Source organism: Pseudomonas sp. AC252 (assembly GCF_979258105.1).
In genome coordinates this window covers 5742722-5766651 of record NZ_OZ409837.1, presented here as the reverse complement: position 1 = coordinate 5766651, position 23930 = coordinate 5742722, and the positions used below count along the sequence as shown (strand labels likewise).

The window sequence follows — 23930 nt, the reverse complement described above, 5'->3', positions numbered from 1 at the left end:
GGCGGGCCTCTTCGCGAGCAGGCTCGCTCCCACAGGTTGAGCTGGAATGCGATTGAATGTGGGAGCGAGCCTGCTCGCGAAGGCCGCGCTGCGGTTCTGGATCACTATCTATAATCCTCGCCGGCACGCACAGACCAGCCCACCACAAAAACCTTAAACGAGGCCGCCCATGCATCCGCCCATCCTCAACCTCAACGAGGTCGAACTCGAAGCCCTACCCGAAGCCCTCGCGCCGCAAGGCGATACCGCCGGGCGTTATCAGCAGCGTATCGCGCGGATCGGTCAGCAACTGGGTGCGCAGAAACTCGGTTATCGCCTCTATGCGCTGCCGCCGGGCATGCGCGGCAGTCCATTCCACAGCCATCGGGTCAACGAGGAAATGTTCTACGTGGTGGCCGGGGAGGGCGAGGTGCGGTTGGGAGACGAGCGCTTTCCGATCCGCGCCGGTGATGTGATCGCCTGCCCACCCGGCGGACCGGAGAAGGCACATCAGATCATCAATACCAGCGCGGATGAGCTGCGTTATCTGGCGGTGAGCACTCAGCAGCAGCCGGAGATCTGCGAGTATCCGGATTCGAACAAGTATGCGGTGATGGATCATTTCACGGTGGATGCCGAGGGCAATGCCTCGGGTTTTGTCGCTGTCGCGCGGCAGGTGGATGGCGTGGATTATTGGGATGGGGAATAGAGCGGGCAGCTGAATATGGCGCAGACCCTGTGGGAGCGAGCCTGCTCGCGAAGGCGGTGGGTCAGTCGCCATGTTCGTTGACTGATTCGACGCTTTCGCGAGCAGGCTCGCTCCCACATTGGCTCTGTGGTAATTATTCGAGGCGGGCCAGGCGTTCTTCCAGTGCTGCGATCCGTGCTTCCAGCTCTTCGATACGCTCCAGTGAAACGCCACCGCTCGATCGCTCCCCAGGATTTTGCCGCGCCGTCAGGATCGCTTCGATATCCGCCGGATCGCCGAGGGCATGGGTATAACGGTCCTCACGCTGCCCGGCCTGACGCGGAATCAAAACCGCCAGACCGCGGGCGATCAGGCGTTCAAGCTGATGCACGACCTGCTCGGCATCCTCGAACTCGTGCATGCGCCCGCTGCGGGTCAGCAGTTCGTTAACGGTCTGCGGGCCGCGCAGAAACATCAAACCCGTCAGAATCACCTGTGCCGGCACCAGTTCCAGCGCCTTGTCGACCTTGTGCTCCCAGCGGTCGGCACGGCTGCCCATCACCAGCCGGGTAAAGCCACGACCCTCCAGCGCCCGCAGGCTCTGCCCGACCTGGCCCTGATTGAGGTTCATCACCGGTTCGCGACTGGTTTTCTGATTGCAGGCCAGCACCAGTGCGTTGAGGGTCAGCGGGTAGGTTTCCGGGCTGGTGGCCTGTTTTTCGATCAGCGCACCGAGAATGCGGATTTCCGTGGCATTGAGCCGAGGCTGTTCGGAGGTGGATTCTTGTTCGTTGCTCATCGCGCGTTCCCTCTGCAGTCGAAGCCGCCTAGCCTAATCCTTGCCAAACAAAAGGCAAGCCGTGTGCTCATCAAGCATGGCTATAATCGCCACCACGTATTACCCAGCCATCACATGAGACTGCCATGACCATTTCACTGTACGCCGCATCCGTCCCGGTTTTTCAACAAATGCTCAACGCTCTGAGCGATGTGCTGAAAAAGGCTGAAGCCCACGCCAGCGCGAAAAACGTCGACCAGAGCGTCTTCCTGCAAGCGCGCCTGTACCCGGACATGTTCCCGCTGGTGCGTCAGGTGCAGATCGCCGTGGACTTCGCCAAAGGCGTGTCGGCACGTCTGGCCGAAGTCGAACTGCCGAAGTACGACGACACTGAAACCACCTTCGCCGAACTGCAAGCGCTGATCACCAAGGTTCTGGCCTTCATCGGCGAGATCAAGCCAGAGCAGATCGATGGCAAGGAAGGCATCGAAATCGTCACCCGTCCGGGCACGCCGAAAGAGAAGCGCTTCAGTGGTCAGGCGTATCTGCTGACTTACGGCTTGCCGCAGTTCTTCTTCCACGTCACCACCACCTACGCGCTGCTGCGTCATAACGGTGTTGAAGTGGGCAAGCGCGATTACATGGGCGCGTTCTAAACACCCCGATACGAAAAAGCCCGCCAAGGTTCGCGCCTTGGCGGGCTTTTGTTTTTCTGTGGGAGCGAGCCTGCTCGCGAATGCGGCGTATCAGGCGCTATTTATGCTGAAGGTCTCGCCCCTTTCGCGAGCAGGCTCGCTCCCACAAGGTAAGGCGGTTACGCCGTACGCTGAGCCTTCTCTTCCTCCCCCAGGCAAGCCGCCGCGGTAAACAGCACGTCTGTCGACGAGTTCAGCGCGGTCTCCGCCGAATCCTGCAGCACGCCAATAATGAAGCCCACCGCCACGACCTGCATGGCGATCTCGCTCGGGATGCCGAACAGGCTGCACGCCAGCGGAATCAGCAGCAGCGAACCACCGGCCACACCCGAAGCGCCACAGGCGCAAATCGCGGCGACGACGCTGAGCAGGATAGCGGTCGGGATGTCCACGGCGATGCCCATAGTGTGCACCGCCGCCAAGGCCAGTACGGTAATGGTGATCGCCGCACCGGCCATGTTGATGGTCGCGCCGAGCGGGATCGATACCGAGTAGGTGTCTTCGTGCAGGCCCAGGCGTTTGCTCAATTCCAGGTTGACCGGAATGTTCGCCGCCGAACTGCGGGTGAAGAACGCGGTGATGCCACTTTCGCGCAGGCACATCAGCGTCAATGGATACGGGTTGCGGCGCAGCTTCCAGAACACGATCAGCGGGTTCATCACCAGCGCAACGAACAGCATGCAGCCCAGCAGCACCGCCAGCAGATGCGCGTAGCCAAGCAGCGCGCCGAAACCGGAGGTGGCCAGTGTCGACGCGACCAGGCCGAAGATGCCCAGCGGCGCGAAGCGAATCACCACACGGACGATCACGGTAACGCCGTTGGACAAGTCACCGAGCACTTCGCGAGTGGTATCGCCGGCGTGGCGAATGGCGATGCCCATGCCGATTGCCCAGGCCAGAATGCCGATGAAATTGGCATTCATCAGCGCGCTGACCGGGTTGTCGACGACGCTCAGCAACAGGCTTTGCAGCACTTCGCCGATGCCGCCGGGCGCAGTCACGGCCACGTTCTCGGTGGACAACACCAAATTCGACGGGAAGGCCATGCTGGCGACCACGGCCACCACCGCAGCGCTGAATGTGCCCAGCAAATAAAGGAACAGGATCGGGCGGATGTGGGTTTCCTGACCGTGCTTGTGGTTGGCGATCGAGGCCATCACCAGCACGAACACCAGAATCGGCGCCACGGCTTTCAACGCCGAGACAAACACCTTGCCGATGAACGCAGTGGACTTCGCCAGCTCAGGTGCAATCAGGGCCAGGGCAATACCAGCGATCAGACCAATGACGATCTGGGTCACCAGACTCAGGCGTTTCAGGCGTTGCAGTAACGAAGGGGATGAAGCGGTCATAGCGGCATCTCTGTTTTTTATAGGGTGCGAAGCGTCGTGGGCAGTCACGAAACGCCTGTCGAAGTGACATCAACGCCGCCAAACGGCACGTTGAACAGCTGTACGATTTTCAGGGCGCGGACTTTATCACAGCGTAGGCGTGAACCTTCAGGCCTGTGACGATCTGCCACCGGATCGGCCCGGCAGATCGGCAGTTTTGGGCAACTCAGTGCGGACGCAGTCTGTTAAGCTTCGCCATCCTCATTTTCAAGTTCTGCCAGCGGGCCTCCGGGTCATCGCTGGTGTCGTCGTTTTGCTGGAGTTGCGCATGCTGTTGCCTATTCTTCTGTTGTCCGCCGCCGGGTTCACGGTGCTGACCACGGAATTCGTCATTGTCGGCCTGTTGCCGGCGATTGCCCGAGACCTCGAAGTCAGCATCCCGCAAGCCGGGCTGCTGGTGACCTTGTTCGCCTTTACCGTGGCGCTGTTCGGCCCGTTCCTGACCGCTTATTTCGCCCGTTTCGAGCGGCGCAAATTGTTTATCAGCATCCTGATCATGTTCGGTCTGGCCAATACCGTGGCGGCGTTGGCGCCGAACATTTGGGTGATGGCCATTGCGCGGTTGATTCCGGCGTTGGGTTTGCCGGTGTTCTGGGCCTTGGCCAGTGAAACCGCCGTCGACATCGTCGGCCCGGATTTCGCCGGCCGCGCCATCGCCAAGATCGGCTTCGGTATCGTCTGCGCCACGGTGTTTGGCATTCCGGTCGGCACGCTGATTTCCGACGCATTCGGCTGGCGCAGCGCATTCGGCATTCTCGCGCTGATCGCGTTTGCCAAAGCCTTGCTGCTGTTTGTCTACCTGCCGAAAACCAGTCTGCACCAGCATCAGGTCAGCTTCCGTTCGCAGTTCAAGATCCTGCGCAGCCCGCTGATGCTCGGCCATATCTTGTTGTCGATTCTGGTGTTCAGCGGCATGTTCACCGCTTACACCTACCTTGCGGACATCCTCGAACGACTTGCCGGTTTCAACGGCACCGTGGTCGGCTGGTGCCTGATGGCGTTTGGCGCCGTCGGGCTGATCGGCAACTCGCTCGGCGGGCGAGCGGTGGATCGGCATCCGCTGGGGGCGTCGGTGTTGTTCTGTGCGTTCATGATCGCCGGCATGGTCTCGCTGGTGCCAAACATTCATTCGCCAGTAGGCCTGGCGGTGGCGATGGGCATCTGGGGTGTAACCCAGGCGGCGTTGTTCCTGGTCAGCCATGTGCGCCTGATGAAGGCTGCGCCGCAAGCGCCTGCGTTTGCCGCGTCGCTGAACATCGCCGGAGCCAATCTCGGTATCGGCCTGGGCGCGATAGTCGGCGGCCGGGTGATCGACAGTGCCGGGCTGGGCTTTCTGGGCTTTGCCGCTGCCGGCTTCATTTTGCTGTCGGTGTTCCTCGCCATGGTGCTGATGACGCTGAAGCCGCGTGAAGTCTGCGCTTCATAACCCGGTAAACAACTCGCGTCGGGCACCCTCGGTAATCGCTACGATGCCAGGGTGCTTGACTTTGCGCTCCACCGAAATCGCATAGAACGACTCGCTCACCGCGTCGGTCTGGCCGATCAACTCGACGCCGTACTGGCGCTTCACTTCCTCGGCAATCACGCTCGGGCCGATAAAGATCCCGCTGCCGGATTGGCCGAAGGCCTGCATCAAAGCACTGTCATCGAATTCGCCGACAATCTGCGGCTGGATCTGCTGTTCGGCGAACCAGCGCTGCAAACGGCTGCGCACCACGGTTTCCGCGCCGGGAATCAGCAGCGGTGCGCCGTGCAGGCTGCGCGGGAAGTCCTGGCCATACTGCGCGGCGAGTTCGGCGGTGGCGAAAAAACTGATGCCGCATTCACCGAGTTTCTGGCTGTAGCCTTTGATGTCCAGATGCGAAGGCATCGGGCTGTCGGAAATCACCAGATCCAGACGCTGAATGGCCAGATCGGCGAGCAGGCGCTCGAGCTTGTCTTCGCGGCAGGTGATGCGCAGCGGCTCGCTCAACTCCATGGTCGGCGCGATCAGGCGATAAACAATCGATTTGGGCACCACGTCGGCGACGCCGACGCGAAAGAGTATCTGCTGCTCGTTGGGCTGCGCACGCAGCATCAGCTCCAGCTCGCCGCCCAGTTGAAACATCTGCTCGGCGTAGGGCAGGGCCTGGCGCCCGGCTTCGGTGAGCTCCAGCTGGCGGCCGACACGACGAAACAGTTCCACGTTAAAGGTTTGTTCGAGCAGGGAGATCTGCCCGCTGATGGTCTGCGGTGTCAGGTTCAGTTGCTCGCAGGCGCGGACGATACTGCCGGTCTTGGCCACGACCCAGAAGTAATGCAGTTGGCGGTAGTTGAGCATGTCGATCGTCGCTTCGTGAAAACCGAAGTATAGCCGCTAAAAATACGAATTTTCCTGAACTGTTCATCTCCCTAGAATGCCCAACCATCGACGGCCGGTGTGCGCGCCTGTCTGTTCATTCGAAGGAAACCTTATGAAATACACATTTCCCGCAGTGATGTTTGCGTCTTTACTGGTTCTGGCCGGTTGCGATCAGGCAGAAAAAAGCGCCCAGCAATTGATGGGCGCGGCGGCTGAAACCGCCAAGCAAGCGATCGACGACACCCACAAGGCCGCCGAGCAAGCGCTCAGCGATGCCACCGGTGGCTTGATCCAGAAGAAAGAAACACCGGAAAAACAGGCGGAAGAATCCGAATCTTCCTCCAAGACCATCTGAACCGTCTTACACAGAGTCAGGACTGACCCATGGAATATCTGTTAGAACTCGCCGCCAGCCCCACCGCTTGGGTTGCTTTGGCCACATTGGTGGTGATGGAAATCGTGCTCGGCATCGATAACCTGATCTTTATCTCGATCCTGACCAACAAACTGCCCGAACAGCATCGGCAGAAGGCGCGCCGTATCGGTATCGGCATGGCCCTGATTCTGCGTCTGGCGTTGTTGAGCACCATCGCGTTCATCGTGCAGTTGACCGAGCCTGTGGTCGAAATCCTTGGCCAGGCGTTCTCCTGGAAGGACATGATCCTCATTGCCGGTGGTCTGTTCCTGGTGTGGAAAGCCACGACCGAGATCCATCACAGCATGGACCCGTCGCCAGAAGATCCGAAGACTGCGGCTTCTACCGTAACGCTGGGTTTTGCTGCGGCTATCGGTCAGATCCTGATGCTCGACATGGTGTTCTCGATCGACAGCATCATTACGGCTGTCGGCATGACCGAACACTTGCCGATCATGATCATCGCGGTAGTAGTGTCGGTGCTGGTGATGCTGCTCGCGGCTGATCCGCTGGCCAAGTTCATCAACGACAACCCGACCGTGGTCATGCTGGCGCTGGGCTTCCTGATCATGATCGGCATGACGCTGATCGCCGAAGGCTTCGGCGCCCACGTACCGAAAGGCTATGTGTACGCGGCCATGGCATTCTCGGCGGGTATCGAAGTGTTGAACATGATGTCGCGCCGGGCGAAGCAGAAGAAGGTAGCTCAGCAGGCGTAATTGCTGAGAACACAAAAAACCGTCTGGGCTGGTTGAGTCCAGGCGGTTTTTTCTCACTTTGATATTGGCGTTGTGTTTAAGAACCAGCTCCTCACCCCAGTCCTCTCCCGAGGAAGAGGGAGCCGATTTTTGGGCTTTTCAAATGCTGAGTTCGGCTGGATATTTCAGGTCTGCGTAACTCAAAAGAACAACCCCGGTCAGTTCCCTCTCCCTCCGGGAGAGGGCTAGGTGAGGGCGCTTTTGATCTTCAATGCGCAGTAACGTGTCGCACGGCATGCTTTTCTGTCTTCTCAACCGGCATCGTCTGCACCGGATGATGATGCCGCCGCGAAATCCGCAGCACACCCCACAACATGGCAGTCGCCACGGCCAGCCAGCCGGCTATCAACATCACGATGGTCATGGTCAGGCTCATTGGTGCCTCCTCTTCGCCCTGCATCGGGCGCCCGCTTTTCGCAATTCGCTCTATTTGAGTGACAGTCTAGTCAATGGGGTGTTTCAAGCTATTGACCAAAGGTCGTTAGCGACCAATCAGTTTGCTCTATGCAATCGCAGAGTCTGCGGTTTAAGGCTATACCGCGGGCGGGTACGGCTCTATGATCGCTGGCGTTGCCGGAACACGATGACCGGCGTCTGGATGAGAGTGGCGATGGTGCGGGTATTTTCTCGAGTGAGTGGGGCGCTGCTGGTCGCCGTTTGTGTGGCGGCGCTGAGCGGATGTGCAGGCAATGTGGCGCCGCAAGTCAAACGCTTGCCGGAGCGGGTTGAGCTCAGCGGCACTTTCTATCGCGGCGAAGCCAACCAGAGTGGGCCACAGGTGCTGGCCAGCCTGCTGTCGCAACAAGGCATCGTGATCACCCCGGGCCTTCTGGAAAAACCGCTGCACTTGCCGGGCGCTGAGGACAAGCTGCAGCAGAATATGCAGAACCTTGCCCGCGAATATGGCCTGGTCGTCTATCCGCTCGACAGCAACCTGCCAGCGTTGCTGACCCAGGTTGCGGCCGGCTATCCAGTCATGGTGCGTTTCAGTGAGGGTTCGGCATTCTGGGCCGAGCCGCGTTACGCGATCCTGTCCGGCTACGACCGCAATAAACAGAAGGTCCTGCTGCGCGCCGGCATGAATCGTCGGCAGTTGATGGATTTTGGCAGCTTCGAGTCGGCGTTCGACAAGGCCGGTGGCTGGGCGATCCTGATTCAGAAACCGTCGCAGATCCCGGCAGACGTCGATCGCTCCCGTTGGCTGAAAGCCGCCGATGACCTGGCGCAGGCCGGTGAAGAAAACGCTGCGGCGCAGGCGCGAAAGGCCCTTGCGGCGCAATAGACCTCCGTTCGTCATCTGCCGGGCACGACTGCGCCCGGCGAGCCTCTGAAGATTAATGCCCGTGCTTCGCGGGTGAATCAAGGAGGCAACATGGCAGATTCCCCAACCCCGAAAGGTCCGCATTCGTCCGAACATTCCTCCGGCGATGATCTGGGATTCGACCCGGATTCGCCCGACCTTGACGATCCGCAAGTCGATCCGGTCGGGCCGGCGAAGGCGCCACTGGATGTCGAGCGCGGTGAAGATCCTAAGAAGCCGGCCAAGCCCTACGACCCGTTGGGCGATCTGAAACCTTGATGTGAGGTGCGTATGAGTACCGATTCCAGTTTTGATGACCACAAACCTGAGAGCGTACCGACTACGCCGGAGCCGGAAGTTGATCCGGTGCTGGATCCGGACAGCCCGATGCGCGATCCGCTGGCCCGGCCAAATGTGCTGACGCCGGACGTTTCGCCAGAGCCTAGCTCGGGCGATGGCATCCCCGATGACGACAAGATGCCGCTGCCCAACGACTGATGCGCAGACGAAAAAAAGCCCCGAAGATTCGGGGCTTTTTCATGACCGCTGGACCTACTTGGCCGCTTCGACCACGCCGCTCTGACGGCTCTTGAGGTTCTTGTCGGCTTTATATTGCTGCGCCACCGCGGGAACAGTGGCGCTGCGTCCGGTTTCCACCCAACTGCGGATACGGCTGGCATCGGCAAAATGCGTGTACTTGCCAAAGGCGTCGAGAATCACCAGCGCGACCGGACGGTTGCCCATCTTCGTCACCAACACCAGGCAATGGCCGGCCGGGTTGGTGAAACCGGTCTTGGTGATCTTGATATCCCAATCAGCCTTGTTGACCAAATGATCGGTATTGCGAAAGCCCAAGGTGTAGTTGGGCTTGCGGAACGCCACGGTCTTTTCCTTGGTGGTGGTCAGTTGCACCAGAAGCGGTTGCTTGTGCGCGGCCACCAGTAATTTGCTCAGATCGCGGGCGGTGGAAACGTTGCGCTCGGACAAACCGGTAGGCTCGACGAAGTGCGTGCTGGTCATGCCCAGCGCCTTGGCCTTGGCGTTCATCGCCGCGATAAAAGCCGCATAGCCGCCCGGATAGTGGTGGGCGAGGCTGGCGGCAGCGCGGTTTTCCGAGGACATCAAGGCGATCAGCAGCATCTCGCGGCGCGGCAGCTCACTCTTGAGTTTGACCCGGGAGAACACACCCTTCATTTCCGGGGTGTTCCTGATGTCGACATCGATCCATTCGTCCATGTTCTGTCGAGCTTCCACCACCACCAGGCCAGTCATCAGCTTGCTGACGGAAGCGATCGGCACGATCACGTCAGGGTTGCTGGAATAGATGACTTTGTTGGTCTGCATATCCATGAGCAGGGCGCTGCCGGACGCGATCTTCAAAGTCGAAGCGTCACGCGGGACAGCGGTGGTTTCCGCAGCGTTGATCGTTGGCGTGATGAATGTGCCTGTAACAGCAAACAACAGGCTCAGAATCGAGAGACGAATTTTCACGCGGGCGAACTCTGAAAGGTTGGATATACCGTTAGTTTGTAACGGGTTATTTCTTAAAACCGGCGCATTTTAGGAGTATGGCTGAAGAACTGTCGATGGTTGTTTGTAAGACCTGAAAATCCCGTGAAAAGGCCTGTAAAAAGAGCGGTTTCCGGCGAACGGTTGAAGTTTTTTCTCAGACATGAAAAACCCCGCACGGGGCGGGGTTCTGGTGCAGCGGAAAAAACCACTCAGGCGTGCAGGGTTTCTGCGGCGTAGAGCGTGTTTTCCAGCAGGCAGGCGCGGGTCATCGGGCCAACGCCGCCTGGTACTGGCGTAATCCATCCGGCGCGGGGCAGGGCGGTTTCGTAGACGACGTCACCGACCAGTTTGCCGTCGTCCTGACGGTTGATGCCGACGTCGATCACGATCGCGCCTTCCTTGATCCACTCGCCCTTGACCAGGCCCGGCTTGCCGGCGGCGACGACCACCAGATCAGCACGGCCGACGTGGCCCGCCAGATCCTTGGTGAAGCGGTGAGTGACAGTGACGGTGCAGCCGGCCAGCAACAACTCCATGGCCATCGGGCGACCGACGATATTCGAGGCACCAACGACCACCGCGTCCATGCCGTAAAGATCAGCGCCAGTGCTTTCCAGCAAGGTCATGATGCCTTTCGGGGTGCACGGACGCAGCAGCGGGATGCGCTGGGCCAGGCGGCCGACGTTGTACGGGTGGAAGCCGTCGACGTCTTTGTCCGGGCGAATGCGTTCCAGCAATTTGGACGCGTCGAGATGTTCTGGCAGAGGCAGCTGCAGGAGAACGCCGTCGATGACCGGATCGTCATTGAGGCGATCGATCAGGTCGGTCAGGGCGTCCTGAGTGGTGTCGGAGGGCAGGTCGTAGGCTTGAGAGAGGAAGCCTACCTCTTCACAGTCTTTACGCTTGTGCGAGACATAAACCTGAGAGGCAGGATCGCTGCCGACCAGGATCACCGCGAGGCCGGGGGTGCGCAGGCCTTGCTGGCGACGCTCGGCAACTCGTTGGGCGATCTGCTGGCGCAGGCTGGCGGCGATCGATTTGCCGTCGATTAGTTGTGCAGTCATTGCGCGTGATTAACCATCGAGAGGGAAAAAATGAGAACGCATTCTCGCATGCCGAGCGGTGAGGGCAAAGGCGCTTGGTCAGCAAATTCCTCTAACTCCTTTAATTAAATGAATTTTTTTCAAAAAGGATTTGACGACCTTTGGAGCCCTCTATACTATTCGTCGCACTTGTCGGGCACAGCCTAGCACTGGTTAAGAAGGTGAAGCGGAATCAAGGTTCTGCGACACTGGAAAGCACTTAGTTTGTAGTCCTTTAAGAGTACAGATTAACAAGGCGCCCGTAGCTCAGCTGGATAGAGCATCCGCCTTCTAAGCGGATGGTCGCAGGTTCGAGTCCTGCCGGGTGCGCCATTAGGCAGCTTTGGCACAAGTAGCGCGATATGGTGGGCGTAGCTCAGTTGGTAGAGCACGGGATTGTGACTCCCGTTGTCGTGGGTTCGATCCCCATCGTCCACCCCATATTTCGAAAGGCGCCAGATTTAACAGTCTGGCGCCTTTGCTTTAAAAGCTTCATCCGCGGATGTGGTGGAATTGGTAGACACACTGGATTTAGGTTCCAGCGCCGCGAGGCGTAAGAGTTCGAGTCTCTTCATCCGCACCAAATAAAGCTTTATCTGTGCCTCGGGCCTGATGAGGTTTTGACAAAGAAGTTTTTTGGCTTTTTTGTTACGCAATATGGTGGGCGTAGCTCAGTTGGTAGAGCACGGGATTGTGACTCCCGTTGTCGTGGGTTCGATCCCCATCGTCCACCCCATATTTCGAAAGGCGCCAGATTTAACAGTCTGGCGCCTTTTTTGTTTTAGCGGTTTTCAAAATCGACCTGGTCGGTTTCAGGTCGCAGGGGAGGGCACTTCATCGCATTTAAACGATCCGATGACGCTGAACTGCTCGTCGTTCCGGTTTTGCTGGAATGGCAGTCAGGGCGGATTTGATAGTTGCTTCTATATATAGAGGCGTTGAAACAGAGCCCTGACCTGATCGCTTGTATTCGCCAGTGGAGTGCGCGGCATTCGTGCGGCGCTCCCTATAAATTGCCTGCTGTTTTTTTACCCGTTTCCAGTAGGGTGACTTCTTGAGTTTGACCCACTAGAATGCATGCCCTTGATTCTGGGGTCGGAAACGGCCGGCTAACGTCTGTGCAACGAGGAATATCCATGCAAGTTTCTGTTGAAAATACTACTGCTCTCGAGCGCCGCATGAGCGTCACCGTGCCGGCAGAGCGCATCGAGACTCAGGTCAACAAGCGTCTGCAGCAGACTGCCCAAAAGGCCAAAATTGCTGGCTTCCGTCCAGGCAAAGTGCCAATGAGCGAAATCAAGCGCCGTTTCGGTGCTGATGCGCGTCAGGAAGCGGTAGGCGACGTCATCCAGTCTTCCTTCTACGAAGCTGTGGTCGAGCAGAAGCTCAACCCTGCCGGTTCGCCTTCGATCGAGCCAAAGTCGCTCGAAGCGGGCAAGGATCTGGAATACGTTGCTGTGTTCGAAGTCTTCCCTGAGTTCACCGTTGCTGGCTTCGAAGGCATCACCGTTGAGCGTCTGAGCGCTGAAGTGGCTGACGCTGACCTGGACAAGATGCTCGACATCCTGCGCAAGCAGAACACCCGTTTCGAAGTGGCCGACCGTGCTGCCCAGAACGAAGACCAACTGAACATCGATTTCGTTGGCAAGGTTGACGGCGAAGTATTCGCTGGCGGTTCCGCCAAGGGCACTCAGTTGGTACTGGGTTCCGGCCGCATGATCCCGGGCTTCGAAGAAGGCCTGGTTGGTGCTAAAGCTGGCGAAGAACGCGTTCTGAACCTGACCTTCCCTGAGGACTATCAGAACCTGGACCTGGCTGGCAAAACCGCTGAGTTCACCGTGACCGTCAACACTGTGTCCGAGCCTAAGCTGCCTGAGCTGAACGAAGAGTTCTTCGCTCAATTCGGCATCAAGGAAAGCGGCATCGACGGTTTCCGCACCGAGGTTCGCAAGAACATGGAGCGTGAACTGCGTCAGGCAATCAAATCCAAGGTCAAGAATCAGGTAATGGACGGTCTGCTGGCCACCAACCCGATCGAAGTGCCAAAGGCTCTGCTGTCCAACGAAGTTGACCGTCTGCGCGTGCAGGCTGTTCAGCAGTTCGGCGGCAACATCAAGCCAGACCAACTGCCAGCCGAGCTGTTCGAAGAGCAAGCCAAGCGCCGCGTCGTGCTGGGTCTGATCGTTGCCGAAGTGGTCAAGCAGTTCGATCTGAAGCCTGACGAAGCTCGCGTTCGCGAAATGATTCAGGAAATGGCTTCCGCTTACCAGGAGCCAGAGCAGGTCGTGTCGTGGTACTACAAAAACGAGCAGCAACTGAACGAAGTGCGTTCGGTTGTGCTGGAAGAACAAGTTGTGGATACTGTTCTGCAGAAAGCTAGTGTGACCGACAAATCGGTCTCCTACGAAGAAGCAGTCAAGCCGGTAGAAGCTCCAGCAGCCGACTGATTGATTTTGCGTTAGAAGTGCACACCATAAGCCAGCTCTCGAGCTGGCTTATGCGTATTCAAGACATAACTATTTGGGAGCGACTGCAGAGCATGTTCCGTAATTCTTATATTCAGCAGAACTCTGATATCCAGGCCGCCGGCGGCCTGGTCCCGATGGTTGTCGAGCAGTCCGCTCGTGGCGAACGCGCCTACGACATCTACTCGCGCCTGCTCAAGGAGCGAGTGATCTTTCTGGTGGGTCCGGTAGAGGACTACATGGCCAACCTGATCTGTGCGCAACTGCTGTTCCTTGAAGCGGAAAACCCGGACAAGGACATCCATCTGTACATCAACTCGCCGGGCGGTTCGGTGACTGCAGGCATGTCGATCTACGACACCATGCAGTTCATCAAGCCGAACGTGTCGACCACCTGCATCGGTCAGGCCTGCAGCATGGGTGCATTCCTGCTCACCGCAGGTGCACCGGGCAAGCGTTTCTGCCTGCCGAACTCGCGTGTGATGATTCACCAGCCACTGGGTGGTTTCCAGGGCCAGGCGTCGGATATCGAAATCCATGCCAAGGAAATCCTCTTCATCCGCGAGCGTCTGAACATGCTGATGGCCAAGCACAGCGGCCGTACTCTGGAAGAAATCGAGCGCGATACCAATCGCGACAACTTCATGAGTGCCGAAGCTGCGAAGGAATACGGCCTGATCGACGAAGTGATCAACCAGCGTCCAGCTTAATATAAGCAGCGCAAAACAGGCCTGATCGGCATGTCCGATCAGCGGCGGGCTTGAAAAAGCCCGCAATAGCCTTCATCTTGTGTTGCAAGCCTATCGGATTTGGATCGAACGAATGACTGACACCCGCAACGGCGAGGACAACGGCAAGCTGCTCTATTGCTCCTTCTGTGGCAAAAGCCAGCATGAAGTGCGCAAATTGATTGCCGGCCCCTCGGTCTTTATCTGCGACGAGTGCGTCGACCTGTGCAATGACATCATCCGCGAGGAGGTGCAGGAAGCACAGGCCGAAAGCAGCGCGCATAAATTGCCTTCGCCTAAAGAAATCAGCGGCATCCTTGACCAGTACGTCATTGGTCAGGAGCGTGCGAAAAAGGTTCTGGCCGTAGCGGTGTACAACCACTACAAGCGTCTGAACCAGCGTGACAAGAAGGCTGACGACGTCGAACTCGGCAAGAGCAACATCCTGCTGATCGGCCCGACAGGCTCCGGTAAAACCCTGCTGGCCGAAACACTGGCCCGCTTGTTGAACGTTCCGTTCACCATTGCCGACGCAACCACCCTCACCGAGGCCGGTTACGTGGGTGAGGATGTCGAGAACATCATTCAGAAGCTGCTGCAGAAGTGCGATTACGACGTAGAGAAAGCCCAGATGGGTATTGTCTACATCGACGAAATCGACAAGATTTCCCGCAAGTCCGACAACCCGTCGATCACCCGCGATGTTTCCGGTGAGGGCGTGCAGCAGGCCTTGCTCAAGTTGATCGAAGGCACGGTCGCTTCGGTACCGCCGCAAGGTGGCCGCAAGCATCCGCAGCAGGAATTCCTGCAGGTCGACACTCGTAACATCCTGTTCATCTGCGGTGGTGCGTTCTCCGGCCTGGAAAAGGTCATTCAGAACCGTTCCACCAAAGGCGGCATCGGCTTCAACGCCGAAGTGCGCAGCAAGGAAGAGGGCAAGAAAGTCGGTGAATCCCTGCGTGAAGTCGAGCCTGACGATCTGGTCAAGTTCGGTCTGATCCCGGAATTCGTCGGTCGTCTGCCGGTCCTGGCGACACTGGACGAGCTCGACGAGGCTGCGCTGATGCAAATCCTCACTGAGCCAAAAAATGCTCTGACCAAACAGTATGCCAAGCTGTTCGAAATGGAAGGCGTGGATCTGGAATTCCGTTCCGACGCGCTGAAATCGGTCGCCAAGCGTGCACTGGAACGTAAAACCGGTGCCCGTGGCCTGCGCTCGATTCTCGAAGGTGTGCTGCTCGACACGATGTATGAAATCCCCTCGCAATCCGAGGTGAGCAAAGTCGTGATCGATGAAAGCGTCATCGAAGGCAAGTCCAAGCCACTGTATATCTACGAAAACAGTGAGCCGACGGCCAAGGCAGCGCCGGACGCTTAAGCGTCCACCGCGCCGCAACAAAGAAGGGGCCTTCGGGCCTCTTTTTTTAAGTCGTTTTTTGCCTGCGCTTTGCGCTTGTTTTTTTTCGAGGCAGCCCCCATCTTGGTTTCAAGCTTAATTCCATCTGATTACGGCCATACGGCCGCCGTAGAGGCGAAATCATGAAGACAACCATCGAATTGCCTCTCCTGCCATTGCGTGATGTCGTGGTTTATCCGCACATGGTTATCCCGCTGTTCGTGGGGCGCGAGAAATCCATCGAAGCCCTCGAGGCAGCGATGACGGGTGACAAGCAGATCTTGCTGCTGGCCCAGAGAAACCCGGCTGACGATGATCCCGGTGAAGACGCTCTCTATCGCGTAGGTACGATTGCCACGGTTCTGCAGCTGCTGAAGCTGCCTGATGGCACCGTCAAGGTTCTGGTCGAAGGCGAGCAGCGTGGCACCGTCGAACGTTTCAGCGAAATCGATGGCCACTGCCGCGCCGAAGTTTCTCTGATCGAAGAAGTCGACGCCGCCGAGCGCGAGTCGGAAGTCTTCGTGCGCACGCTGCTGTCGCAGTTCGAGCAATACGTTCAGCTGGGCAAGAAGGTTCCGGCTGAAGTCCTGTCGTCGCTCAACAGCATCGATGAGCCCGGTCGTCTGGTCGACACCATGGCCGCGCACATGGCGCTGAAAATCGAGCAGAAGCAGGAAATCCTCGAAATCGTCGATCTGTCGGCCCGTGTCGAGCACGTGCTGGCACTGCTGGATGCCGAGATTGACTTGCTGCAGGTCGAGAAACGCATTCGCGGTCGCGTGAAAAAGCAAATGGAGCGCAGCCAGCGCGAGTACTACCTGAATGAACAGATGAAGGCCATTCAGAAAGAGCTCGGCGACGGTGACGAAGGTCACAATGAAATCGAAGAGCTGAAAAAGCGCATCGATGCTGCCGGCCTGCCAAAGGATGCACTGGCCAAAGCCACTGCGGAGCTGAACAAGCTCAAGCAGATGTCGCCGATGTCCGCTGAAGCCACCGTAGTGCGCTCGTACATCGACTGGCTGGTGCAGGTGCCGTGGAAGGCGCAAAGCAAAGTCCGCCTCGATCTGGCCCGTGCAGAAGATATTCTCGACGCCGATCACTATGGTCTCGAAGAGGTCAAGGAGCGCATCCTTGAATACCTCGCCGTGCAGAAGCGCGTGAAGAAAATTCGTGGCCCGGTGTTGTGCCTGGTCGGTCCTCCTGGCGTGGGTAAAACCTCGCTGGCGGAATCGATTGCCCACGCAACCAACCGTAAATTCGTGCGTATGGCCTTGGGCGGCGTGCGTGATGAAGCGGAAATCCGTGGTCACCGCCGGACCTACATCGGTTCGATGCCGGGAAGATTGATTCAAAAGATGACAAAAGTGGGCGTACGCAACCCGCTGTTTCTGCTCGATGAAATCGACAAGATGGGCAGCGACATGCGTGGCGATCCGGCGTCGGCGTTGCTGGAAGTGCTCGACCCTGAGCAAAACCACAACTTCAATGATCACTATCTCGAAGTCGATTACGACCTCTCCGATGTGATGTTCCTGTGCACGTCGAACTCGATGAACATTCCGCCAGCGCTGCTGGACCGGATGGAAGTCATCCGTCTGCCGGGTTACACCGAAGACGAGAAGATCAACATCGCCGTGAAATATCTGTCGCCTAAACAGATCGCCGCCAATGGTCTGAAGAAGGGCGAGCTGGAGTTCGACGAGGAAGCGATCCGCGACATCATCCGTTACTACACCCGTGAAGCGGGCGTGCGTGGCCTCGAGCGGCAGATTGCCAAGGTCTGCCGCAAGGCGGTCAAAGAGCATGCCCTCGAAAAACGCTTCTCGGTGAAAGTGACAGCTGATCTGCTCGAGCATTTCCTCGGCGTGCGCAAGTTCCGCTACGGCCTGGCCGAGCAGCAGGATCAAGTGGGTCAGGTGACGGGCTTGGCGTGGACTCAGGTCGGCGGTGAATTGCTGACCATCGAAGCTGCAGTGATTCCGGGTAAAGGACAGCTGATCAAGACCGGTTCGCTCGGTGATGTAATGGTCGAATCGATCACTGCCGCACAAACCGTGGTGCGCAGCCGCGCCAAGAGTCTGGGCATTCCGCTGGACTTCCACGAGAAGCGCGACACCCACATTCACATGCCGGAAGGGGCGACCCCGAAAGACGGCCCTAGCGCTGGCGTAGGCATGTGCACGGCGCTGGTCTCGGCGTTGACCGGCATTCCGGTACGCGCCGATGTCGCCATGACCGGTGAGATCACGCTGCGTGGGCAAGTGCTGGCAATCGGCGGTTTGAAAGAAAAACTGCTGGCGGCACATCGCGGCGGAATCAAGATTGTGATTATTCCGGAAGAAAACGTCCGCGATCTGAAGGAGATTCCTGACAATATCAAGCAGGATCTGCAGATCAAACCGGTTAAATGGATTGACGAGGTCCTGCAAATTGCGCTGCAATACGCGCCGGAGCCCTTGCCGGATGTGGCTCCGGAGATAGTTGCCAAGGACGAAAAACGCGAGTCTGATGCCAAGGAAAGAATTAGCACGCATTAATACGTTTTAGCCTAGGGGGCTTTCCTTGACAGCATTTTAGAGCCCTTGTTATAAAGCGGCTCTTAAGTGTCTGTAGGCCATTCAGCACTCGTTTTTGCTTTCACCAAAAAACTTAGAAACATCTCAAAATAGATATAAGGGGACTTAGAGTGAACAAGTCGGAACTGATTGATGCTATCGCTGCATCCGCTGATATCCCGAAAGCTGCTGCTGGCCGTGCGCTGGACGCTGTAATCGAATCCGTCACTGGCGCTCTGAAGGCTGGCGACTCCGTTGTTCTGGTTGGTTTCGGTACTTTCTCCGTGACTGATCGTCCGGCTCGTACCGGTCGTAACCCTCAAACCGGCAAGACTCTGGAAATCCCGGCTGCCAAGAAGCCAGGTTTCAAAGCCGGTAAAGCACTGAAAGAAGCTGTTAACTGAGTTTTCAGGTTTTTACCCATCCGGGTCGGGGTCAAGCCTGACTTGGCAGCGGAGCGGTAGAGCAGGTGGCTGGAACAGGCACCTGTAACGCCGGGATCGAGGGTTCGAGCCCTGTCCGCTCCGCCAGTTACGAGAAGGCGCATCCTCGGATGCGCCTTTCTTCTATCCGGATTCTACCCACGCTCCACGGTTGCCTAAATTGAAGTTCAACCGTTTCTGGGGGACGCATGCTGCAGAATATCAGGGACAATTCACAAGGCTGGATTGCCAAGACAATTATCGGAGTCATCGTTGCACTGATGGCTCTGACCGGTTTCGATGCCATTTTCCAGGCCACGACTCACAAGAACGAGGCGGCCAAGGTCAACGGTGACGAAATCAGCCAGAACGAGCTGAGCCAGGCCGTTGACATGCAACGCCGTCAGCTGATGCAACAGCTGGGCAAGGACTTCGATGCTTCCTTGCTCGACGAAAAAATGCTGCGCGAATCGGCTCTCAAAGGCCTGATCGACCGCAAGTTGCTGCTGCAAGGCGCCGAACAGGCGAAATTCTCTTTCTCCGAAGCCGCGCTGGATCAGGTGATTCTGCAAACGCCTGAATTCCAGGTTGACGGCAAGTTCAGCTCCGAGCGTTTCGACCAGGTGATCCGTCAACTGGGTTACAGCCGCATGCAGTTCCGCCAGATGCTGGCTCAGGAAATGCTGATCGGCCAGTTGCGCGCCGGTGTTGCAGGCAGCGGTTTCGTCACCGACGCCGAAGTGCTGGCATTCGCCCGTCTGGAAAAACAGACCCGTGATTTCGCCACTCTGAACGTCAAGGCCGACCCGGCTGCGGTCAAGCTGACCGATGACGAGGTCAAGGCTTACTACGACGAGCACGCCAAGGAATTCATGACGCCGGATCAGGTGATCATCGATTACGTCGAGCTCAAGAAATCGTCGTTCTTCGATCAGGTCGCGGTCAAGGATGAAGACCTGCAGGCGGCGTATCAGAAAGAGATCGCCAACCTGTCGGAACAGCGTCGTGCCGCGCACATCCTCATCGAAGTGAACGACAAGACCAGCGAAGCGCAGGCCAAGGCGAAGATCGAAGAAGTCCAGGCGCGTCTGGCCAAGGGCGAGAAATTCGAAGCGCTGGCCAAAGATTTCTCGCAGGATCCGGGTTCCGCCAACAATGGTGGTGACCTGGGTTATGCCGGTCCTGGCGTTTACGACCCGGCTTTCGAAAAAGCGCTGTACGCCTTGTCGAAAGAGCAGGTGTCCGAGCCGATTCGTACCGACTTCGGTTATCACCTGATCAAGCTGTTGGGCGTGGAAGCGCCTGAAGTACCGACCCTGGCCAGCCTGAAAGACAAGCTGACCCGCGAGCTGAAAGCCGCTCAGGTCGAGCAGCGTTTTGTTGAGGCGACCAAGCAGTTGGAAGACTCGGCGTTCGAAGCCTCTGACCTGGCACAGCCAGCAGCGGACCTGAAATTGACCGTGCACACGTCCAAGCCGTTCGGCCGTGAGGGTGGCGAAGGTGTTGCCGCCAACCGTGCCGTGGTCACTGCTGCATTCAGCCCGGAAGTCATTGATGAGGGTGCCAACAGCACCGCCATCGAGCTGGATCCGGAAACCGTGATCGTGCTGCGTTCCAAGGAGCACCTGAAGCCTGCGCAACTGCCGCTGGAAAGCGTGAATGCGGCGATCCGTACTCAGCTGACCAAGGAACATGCCAGTGCCGAGGCCAAGACCCGTGCCGAGAAGCTGATCGTCGATCTGCGTGACGGCAAGGCGCCGCTGGACAAGGCGGTTGATGGTCAGAACTGGAAAACCACCGAAGCGGCTACTCGTGGTCAGGAAGGGGTTGATCCGGCTGTGCTGCAGGCGTTGTTCCGTATGCCGAAACCTGCTGCCAAAGACAAACCGACGTTTTCCAGCGTTACGTTGCCGGATGGCAGTCTGATGATCGTGCGTCTGAATGGCGTCAATGAAGCGGCTGCACCGACGGATGAAGAGAAGGCGCAATATCGTCGTTTCCTCGCCTCCCGTGAAGGGCAGCAGGACTTTGCGGCGTATCGCAAGCAGTTGGAAGCTGAGGCGAAGATCGAGCGGTTCTGATCTTTTGACTGGCGTTTGAAGGAGCCCCGGCCTGATGGTCGGGGCTTTTTTGTTTTTGGGCGTGGCGGCCTTTGGGCCGGCCAGGCTCTTGTGGGGTTGGGTGAATATCCGTTGCTTCGGTAGCGGCTGCTGGCGGTTTCGCCCTTACGGCGACTTACTTTTTTACAAGCGCGGTGCGTGTCAACGTATCTGTCGCTTCACGGCTGTTTTAGGAGTCTATTACGCCCTTGTTTCAGGGCGCTCTGGATTCAGGTAAACAGCGTTTGCGAGTTTCCAATTACGTACTTCGCCGCTCCAACGGCTAGGGTTAGTTGCTTTGGCTGCCTTGTAAAGATTCTCCCGTGCCTGCAGTAACGCAGGTGCCTTGCCTTCGTGACGCTCATTGGGCGTCACGTATTTCAAGGCGCTATGACGATGCTCGTCGTTGTACCACTCAACGAATTTCTGCACCCAGAGTCGTGCTTCCGTGAGGTTGTCGAAGGGCCGCTCGGGCCACAGCGGGCAATACTTAGCCGTACGAAAAAGCGCTTCGGCATAGGCGTTGTCATTGCTTACTCGGGGTCGGCTGAACGACGGTTCGACGCCCAATGCAATCATGCTTTCTCGAAGAAGCGAGCCTCTCATTACGTGACCGTTGTCCGAGTGCAGTACCAGCGGACGACCCGCCGTACGCTCTCGTAAGCATCCTTTTTCAAGCAGTACGCATGCATGTTCTGCGCGTTCGGATTCGTGTACTTCGTTGGTCACTAATTTGCGGCTATAGATGTCTTTGACCATGTACCAGTAGTAAAAGCGACCTTTAACGGTGGTGGGTAACCACGTGATATCCCAACACCAAACTCGATTTGGGGCATCAGCACAATGTGTGGTCAAAGCTCGGCGCTTCGGAGCTTTGGCTCGGCCTCGACGGCTATTCTGATTTGCCTCTTTCAGCACCCGATAGAATGTTGATTCCGATGCCAGATAGATACCTTCGTCAGCTAACTTCGGGACAATCTGGTGCGGTGTCAGACTCGCGTAGCCAGGTTGATTAGCAGCATCCAAAACAGCCTGACGCTCTGCGACGCTGAGTTTGTTGGACGGTGCTTCGCGCTTGATGATCTGGCGCTTGTCGGCTTCGCAGTGTCGCCAACGCTGAACCGTCCGCAAACACAGCCCGATCTCTTTGCATGCACGAAACCGACGAGCACCACTTGCTACTGCCTCAGCGATCAGGCCCAAAGCCTGCACACGATCAGGGGCGCTGATCAGCCTTCCTTGTCCTTGCCCCAGATCGCATTGGCTTTTTTTCTGAGTTCCAGTAAAGCGACCGCCTCCTTGCAATCAGCATCGGATCGAAGCAGTTGTCGCTCCAGCTCCTTTATCCGTATTTGCTCGGTGGTCGGTTTTTTGTTGGGCTGAGGCTCCATCGCAGTGTTGGCATTCTGGCAAGCTTGGCGCCATTGCTGAATCTGCTCAGGATAAATGCCCTTGATTCGGCAATATTGTGAAAGCTCTACCTCGCTCAACGGCGCGGTTTCCAGAACGGCGTTGAATTTGTCGGCGCTGGACCACTGATTGCTGGTTTTATTATTCCCAGGAACAATCAATCCTTTATCTCTAGCCATTTGCCTCCAGTTTCGCAGTGACTGTGGGGTGACGCCGATTGCAACGGCGAGCTCTGCTACGGAACGGTTTAAGGGCGGCATCATTTGAAGAACAGCCCAGTCTCTGAAGTCATCGTCATAACGCTTCGGCATTGCTAGACACCTTCGCCCCCATGAATGGGTGAGTCAATCAACAGAGGTGACAGGTAGGCTGACACGGGGGAGCGCCTAAAAAAGTAAGCAAAAAACGCTAGCTTCTGCGTTCGGCCCTCGCAGGCTCGGGTTCCTTCGCTCCGGGACTGATCCGGGCGCAGCGGCTACGGTTTGCTTCGCTGCACCTCCTTCCGCTGTGTCTGGCTGCGCCAGACGGTCGCTGCGCTCCCACGCCCGGATCAATCCCTCCACTCAGCCTTCCGACGTCGCCGGTGGATCAAGATCAAGAGCACTCGAGCTTGCGCTCATTGTTGAGTGGGGCGGCTTCGCCGCGGGCAGCTGCGCTGCTTTGCTTTTGTGGGAGCGAGCCTGCTCGCGAAGGCGGCCTGACAGCCGACCTGATTCTTGGATGGACTACGTCCCTTGGCGGTTTAGAACAGGTCGGGCGGTTAGGGTGTTGTGGCCGTCGAGTCGACAGGCGACGGGGAAATTGCGCGTGCCAATCGATCATTTGTCGGCGCGGCTTTTTCCATCCGGCGAGGACCGGTAAAGTTGTAACCGATTCTTGACACTATTCCATGCGCCATGGGGCGGCGATCTGTTGCACAATACGCCCCGGACTGTTTTCCCTCAGGATGTTCAATGTTGATTTCCACTCCCATGCGTGTTGTCGGGCTGGCGCTTTTGTTGACTGCGGTGGCCGGTTGTTCGAAGGACAAGCCGATCTATGAGCATGAGAACTTCGATGACTCCGGCACCTTTTCGCGCAATTACCCGGTGACTGATACCGCCAGCTGCGAAGCGGCCCGTCGCGCGTTGCTCAGTCAGGGCTACATCATTACCAGCAGTGATCCGAAACTGGTCAGCGGTCACAAGAGCTTCCAGCAGACCGGCGAGACCCATCTCGAGATCAGCTTCAACGTGGTCTGTGCCGAAGATGGCAGCGCCGGGCATCACGCGACGGTGTTCGCCAACGCCCTCCAGGACCGTTATGCGCTGAAGAAGACCAACAATTCGGCCAGCCTCGGGGTTGGTGTACTGGGCTCGGTGTCGATGCCGATCGGCTCCTCGGATGATTCGATGGTCAAGGTCGCCAGTGAGACCGTCACTGCGCAGAAGTTCTACGAGCGGTTCTTCACACTGGTGGAGCAGTTCCTGCCCGCCGATGCGAAGAAGGCTGCACACATCGAAGAAAAACCGAAAACCGACCTCGGTGTGCCTGAGCCGAAGGTGACGCCTGCTCCGGCTGCTGCGCCACTGGTGCCGACACCTGCGGCGGAACCGGCTCCTGCGCCAGCTGCCGAGCCTGCACCGGCGCCTGTCGACACCGCGCCAGTGAGTTCCGAGCCGGTCGTGCCACCCGCGGAGTCGGCGCCGATCACGCCAGCGCCTGCGCCCGCAGAAGAGCCAGCGCCGGCCAGCGAAACCATCACGCCACCGACCAACCCGGATATTCCGCCACCGTCCGAGCCGATTCCGGCGATGCCTGCGTCGGGCCAATAAAAAACTCAGCGAAACCCTGTGGGAGCGAGCCTGCTCGCGAATGCGAAGTGTCAGTCGACAGATGATCAGACTGACACACCGCCTTCGCGAGCAGGCTCG

Annotated in this window: 22 protein-coding genes and 4 tRNA genes; 19 read left to right on the top strand and 7 right to left on the bottom strand. The window is 57.9% G+C overall.

Features of this window, described 5'->3' with window-relative positions; all coding sequences use genetic code 11:
- The first annotated feature begins 169 nt into the window (after window positions 1-169).
- A complete protein-coding gene (locus tag ACZZZ4_RS26155; protein ID WP_415762025.1) occupies window positions 170-688 on the top strand; it encodes a cupin domain-containing protein in 519 nt (172 codons plus the stop codon).
- Window positions 689-821: 133 nt separating this feature from the next.
- Here the strand turns inward: ACZZZ4_RS26155 and ACZZZ4_RS26150 are convergent, their stop codons facing one another.
- Window positions 822-1466: a YceH family protein gene (locus ACZZZ4_RS26150; RefSeq protein ID WP_039763387.1), complete on the bottom strand. Its 645-nt coding sequence runs from the start codon at window positions 1464-1466 to the stop codon at window positions 822-824.
- A gap of 125 nt (window positions 1467-1591) precedes the next feature.
- Between ACZZZ4_RS26150 and ACZZZ4_RS26145 the strand changes: the two genes are divergently transcribed.
- Entirely contained in the window at window positions 1592-2101 is a 510-nt protein-coding gene (locus ACZZZ4_RS26145) for a DUF1993 domain-containing protein (protein WP_463549160.1), read from the top strand.
- 158 nt (window positions 2102-2259) lie between these two features.
- On the opposite strand, the gene sstT is transcribed toward ACZZZ4_RS26145, so the two are convergent.
- On the bottom strand, window positions 2260-3492 hold the full coding sequence (gene sstT / locus ACZZZ4_RS26140) for a serine/threonine transporter SstT (RefSeq protein ID WP_463549159.1): 1233 nt from the start codon (window positions 3490-3492) through the stop codon (window positions 2260-2262).
- A gap of 307 nt (window positions 3493-3799) precedes the next feature.
- Between sstT and ACZZZ4_RS26135 the strand changes: the two genes are divergently transcribed.
- Window positions 3800-4957 (top strand): MFS transporter, encoded by a 1158-nt coding sequence (locus tag ACZZZ4_RS26135; RefSeq protein WP_310406487.1) that lies wholly within the window; start codon window positions 3800-3802, stop codon window positions 4955-4957.
- On the opposite strand, the gene nhaR is transcribed toward ACZZZ4_RS26135, so the two are convergent.
- The gene (gene nhaR, locus ACZZZ4_RS26130; RefSeq protein WP_039763383.1) at window positions 4952-5851 is read right to left on the bottom strand and encodes a transcriptional activator NhaR; all 900 of its coding nucleotides are present in this window, start codon (window positions 5849-5851) and stop codon (window positions 4952-4954) included. The two genes, ACZZZ4_RS26135 and nhaR, sit on opposite strands and share 6 nt — an antisense overlap.
- Window positions 5852-5984: 133 nt before the next feature.
- Between nhaR and ACZZZ4_RS26125 the strand changes: the two genes are divergently transcribed.
- Complete coding sequence (locus ACZZZ4_RS26125; protein ID WP_065615992.1) at window positions 5985-6227, top strand: hypothetical protein; 243 nt, start codon at window positions 5985-5987, stop codon at window positions 6225-6227.
- Between the two features lie 29 nt (window positions 6228-6256).
- Window positions 6257-7006, top strand: a complete 750-nt coding sequence (locus ACZZZ4_RS26120) for a TerC family protein (protein ID WP_039763382.1) — start codon at window positions 6257-6259, stop codon at window positions 7004-7006.
- Window positions 7007-7253: 247 nt separating this feature from the next.
- Here the strand turns inward: ACZZZ4_RS26120 and ACZZZ4_RS26115 are convergent, their stop codons facing one another.
- Window positions 7254-7421, bottom strand: a complete 168-nt coding sequence (locus ACZZZ4_RS26115) for a hypothetical protein (RefSeq protein WP_310406486.1) — start codon at window positions 7419-7421, stop codon at window positions 7254-7256.
- 234 nt (window positions 7422-7655) lie between these two features.
- On the opposite strand from ACZZZ4_RS26115, the gene ACZZZ4_RS26110 reads away from it, so the two are divergent.
- The 3 genes from ACZZZ4_RS26110 to ACZZZ4_RS26100 all read left to right on the top strand — a co-directional run bounded on the left by ACZZZ4_RS26110 (window position 7656) and on the right by ACZZZ4_RS26100 (window position 8843).
- Complete coding sequence (locus ACZZZ4_RS26110) at window positions 7656-8327, top strand: peptidase C39 family protein (protein ID WP_039763381.1); 672 nt, start codon at window positions 7656-7658, stop codon at window positions 8325-8327.
- A 90-nt stretch (window positions 8328-8417) separates the two neighbouring features.
- Entirely contained in the window at window positions 8418-8624 is a 207-nt protein-coding gene (locus tag ACZZZ4_RS26105; protein WP_463549158.1) for a DUF6021 family protein, read from the top strand.
- Between the two features lie 12 nt (window positions 8625-8636).
- Window positions 8637-8843, top strand: coding sequence for a hypothetical protein (locus ACZZZ4_RS26100; RefSeq protein ID WP_039763377.1), 207 nt, complete (start codon window positions 8637-8639; stop codon window positions 8841-8843).
- Between the two features lie 54 nt (window positions 8844-8897).
- Here ACZZZ4_RS26100 and pbpG read toward each other — a convergent pair whose 3' ends face one another.
- A complete protein-coding gene (gene pbpG, locus ACZZZ4_RS26095; RefSeq protein WP_039763376.1) occupies window positions 8898-9836 on the bottom strand; it encodes a D-alanyl-D-alanine endopeptidase in 939 nt (312 codons plus the stop codon).
- A gap of 230 nt (window positions 9837-10066) precedes the next feature.
- A complete protein-coding gene (gene folD, locus ACZZZ4_RS26090) occupies window positions 10067-10921 on the bottom strand; it encodes a bifunctional methylenetetrahydrofolate dehydrogenase/methenyltetrahydrofolate cyclohydrolase FolD (RefSeq protein ID WP_463549157.1) in 855 nt (284 codons plus the stop codon).
- Window positions 10922-11195: 274 nt separating this feature from the next.
- On the opposite strand from folD, the gene ACZZZ4_RS26085 reads away from it, so the two are divergent.
- The 10 genes from ACZZZ4_RS26085 (at window position 11196) to ACZZZ4_RS26040 (ending at window position 20589) form a co-directional block, all read left to right on the top strand.
- Window positions 11196-11272 (top strand) — tRNA-Arg (locus tag ACZZZ4_RS26085).
- Window positions 11273-11304: 32 nt separating this feature from the next.
- A tRNA-His gene (locus ACZZZ4_RS26080) sits at window positions 11305-11380 on the top strand.
- A gap of 57 nt (window positions 11381-11437) precedes the next feature.
- Window positions 11438-11522 (top strand) — tRNA-Leu (locus ACZZZ4_RS26075).
- Window positions 11523-11599: 77 nt separating this feature from the next.
- Window positions 11600-11675, top strand: a tRNA-His gene (locus ACZZZ4_RS26070).
- Between the two features lie 400 nt (window positions 11676-12075).
- Window positions 12076-13386: a trigger factor gene (gene tig / locus ACZZZ4_RS26065; protein WP_016775337.1), complete on the top strand. Its 1311-nt coding sequence runs from the start codon at window positions 12076-12078 to the stop codon at window positions 13384-13386.
- A gap of 92 nt (window positions 13387-13478) precedes the next feature.
- The gene (gene clpP, locus ACZZZ4_RS26060; RefSeq protein WP_016775336.1) at window positions 13479-14114 is read left to right on the top strand and encodes an ATP-dependent Clp endopeptidase proteolytic subunit ClpP; all 636 of its coding nucleotides are present in this window, start codon (window positions 13479-13481) and stop codon (window positions 14112-14114) included.
- A 112-nt stretch (window positions 14115-14226) separates the two neighbouring features.
- Window positions 14227-15510 carry an ATP-dependent Clp protease ATP-binding subunit ClpX gene (gene clpX, locus ACZZZ4_RS26055; protein ID WP_016775335.1) on the top strand — a complete coding sequence of 428 codons (1284 nt, stop codon included), beginning with the start codon at window positions 14227-14229 and terminating at the stop codon, window positions 15508-15510.
- Between the two features lie 161 nt (window positions 15511-15671).
- The gene (gene lon, locus ACZZZ4_RS26050) at window positions 15672-18068 is read left to right on the top strand and encodes an endopeptidase La (RefSeq protein ID WP_039763374.1); all 2397 of its coding nucleotides are present in this window, start codon (window positions 15672-15674) and stop codon (window positions 18066-18068) included.
- 149 nt (window positions 18069-18217) lie between these two features.
- The gene (locus ACZZZ4_RS26045; protein ID WP_003183171.1) at window positions 18218-18490 is read left to right on the top strand and encodes an HU family DNA-binding protein; all 273 of its coding nucleotides are present in this window, start codon (window positions 18218-18220) and stop codon (window positions 18488-18490) included.
- A gap of 227 nt (window positions 18491-18717) precedes the next feature.
- On the top strand, window positions 18718-20589 hold the full coding sequence (locus tag ACZZZ4_RS26040) for a SurA N-terminal domain-containing protein (protein WP_463549156.1): 1872 nt from the start codon (window positions 18718-18720) through the stop codon (window positions 20587-20589).
- Window positions 20590-20808: 219 nt separating this feature from the next.
- On the opposite strand, the gene ACZZZ4_RS26035 is transcribed toward ACZZZ4_RS26040, so the two are convergent.
- Window positions 20809-22328, bottom strand: a protein-coding gene (locus tag ACZZZ4_RS26035; protein ID WP_374046330.1) for an IS3 family transposase whose coding sequence is annotated in 2 segments (ribosomal slippage) — window positions 20809-21863 and window positions 21863-22328 — 1521 coding nt in all. Because the reading frame shifts where the segments join, the coding sequence is not laid out codon by codon here.
- A gap of 642 nt (window positions 22329-22970) precedes the next feature.
- On the opposite strand from ACZZZ4_RS26035, the gene ACZZZ4_RS26030 reads away from it, so the two are divergent.
- Window positions 22971-23831: a DUF2242 domain-containing protein gene (locus ACZZZ4_RS26030; protein ID WP_415762033.1), complete on the top strand. Its 861-nt coding sequence runs from the start codon at window positions 22971-22973 to the stop codon at window positions 23829-23831.
- The last annotated feature ends 99 nt before the right edge of the window (window positions 23832-23930 follow it).

Excerpts from the sequence above, each read along its gene's own strand:
- ACZZZ4_RS26155 (WP_415762025.1), top strand. The coding sequence starts at position 170 with ATGCATCCGCCCATCCTCAACCTCAACGAGGTCGAACTCGAAGCCCTA.
- ACZZZ4_RS26150 (WP_039763387.1), bottom strand. The coding sequence starts at position 1,466 with ATGAGCAACGAACAAGAATCCACCTCCGAACAGCCTCGGCTCAATGCC.
- ACZZZ4_RS26145 (WP_463549160.1), top strand. The coding sequence starts at position 1,592 with ATGACCATTTCACTGTACGCCGCATCCGTCCCGGTTTTTCAACAAATG.
- sstT (WP_463549159.1), bottom strand. The coding sequence starts at position 3,492 with ATGACCGCTTCATCCCCTTCGTTACTGCAACGCCTGAAACGCCTGAGT.
- ACZZZ4_RS26135 (WP_310406487.1), top strand. The coding sequence starts at position 3,800 with ATGCTGTTGCCTATTCTTCTGTTGTCCGCCGCCGGGTTCACGGTGCTG.
- nhaR (WP_039763383.1), bottom strand. The coding sequence starts at position 5,851 with ATGCTCAACTACCGCCAACTGCATTACTTCTGGGTCGTGGCCAAGACC.
- ACZZZ4_RS26125 (WP_065615992.1), top strand. The coding sequence starts at position 5,985 with ATGAAATACACATTTCCCGCAGTGATGTTTGCGTCTTTACTGGTTCTG.
- ACZZZ4_RS26120 (WP_039763382.1), top strand. The coding sequence starts at position 6,257 with ATGGAATATCTGTTAGAACTCGCCGCCAGCCCCACCGCTTGGGTTGCT.
- ACZZZ4_RS26115 (WP_310406486.1), bottom strand. The coding sequence starts at position 7,421 with ATGAGCCTGACCATGACCATCGTGATGTTGATAGCCGGCTGGCTGGCC.
- ACZZZ4_RS26110 (WP_039763381.1), top strand. The coding sequence starts at position 7,656 with ATGGTGCGGGTATTTTCTCGAGTGAGTGGGGCGCTGCTGGTCGCCGTT.
- ACZZZ4_RS26105 (WP_463549158.1), top strand. The coding sequence starts at position 8,418 with ATGGCAGATTCCCCAACCCCGAAAGGTCCGCATTCGTCCGAACATTCC.
- ACZZZ4_RS26100 (WP_039763377.1), top strand. The coding sequence starts at position 8,637 with ATGAGTACCGATTCCAGTTTTGATGACCACAAACCTGAGAGCGTACCG.
- folD (WP_463549157.1), bottom strand. The coding sequence starts at position 10,921 with ATGACTGCACAACTAATCGACGGCAAATCGATCGCCGCCAGCCTGCGC.
- tig (WP_016775337.1), top strand. The coding sequence starts at position 12,076 with ATGCAAGTTTCTGTTGAAAATACTACTGCTCTCGAGCGCCGCATGAGC.
- clpP (WP_016775336.1), top strand. The coding sequence starts at position 13,479 with ATGTTCCGTAATTCTTATATTCAGCAGAACTCTGATATCCAGGCCGCC.
- clpX (WP_016775335.1), top strand. The coding sequence starts at position 14,227 with ATGACTGACACCCGCAACGGCGAGGACAACGGCAAGCTGCTCTATTGC.
- lon (WP_039763374.1), top strand. The coding sequence starts at position 15,672 with ATGAAGACAACCATCGAATTGCCTCTCCTGCCATTGCGTGATGTCGTG.
- ACZZZ4_RS26040 (WP_463549156.1), top strand. The coding sequence starts at position 18,718 with ATGCTGCAGAATATCAGGGACAATTCACAAGGCTGGATTGCCAAGACA.
- ACZZZ4_RS26030 (WP_415762033.1), top strand. The coding sequence starts at position 22,971 with ATGTTGATTTCCACTCCCATGCGTGTTGTCGGGCTGGCGCTTTTGTTG.